The organism is Streptomyces sp. URMC 126, assembly GCF_051386555.1.
In the GTDB taxonomy this organism is placed as follows: domain Bacteria; phylum Actinomycetota; class Actinomycetes; order Streptomycetales; family Streptomycetaceae; genus Streptomyces.
Genome location: NZ_JBPQTX010001226.1, coordinates 1 through 244 on the forward strand (window position 1 = coordinate 1; position 244 = coordinate 244).

The 244-nt window shown below is 69.3% G+C and carries 1 protein-coding gene; it reads left to right on the forward strand.

Annotation, left to right across the window (positions count from 1 at the left end; all coding sequences use genetic code 11):
* Positions 1–115: 115 nt before the first annotated feature.
* Positions 116–244, forward strand: a 129-nt coding sequence (locus ACSNOK_RS35765; RefSeq protein ID WP_436784826.1) for a 3-hydroxyacyl-CoA dehydrogenase NAD-binding domain-containing protein, incomplete at its 3' end; no start/stop codon positions are given.

Sequence of the window (244 nt, forward strand, 5' to 3'; positions counted from 1 at the left end):
TCTCCGACATGATCGTCGATCTGGGGGACCGACTGGTCGAGGCTGAGATCAACCCGCTGTTCGTCCTGCCGGAAGGCCAGGGCGTCCGCGCCGCCGATGGACTGGTGGTCCTGGCATGACCGGTCATCCAGGCGACGCCAGGTCGCCCTTGCCTCCGAGCGCTGCGGTAGCAGTCATCGGGGCGGGCACGATGGGAAGCGGAATCGCCCTGGTCGCGGCGACCGCCGGTCACCCGGTGCTCCTG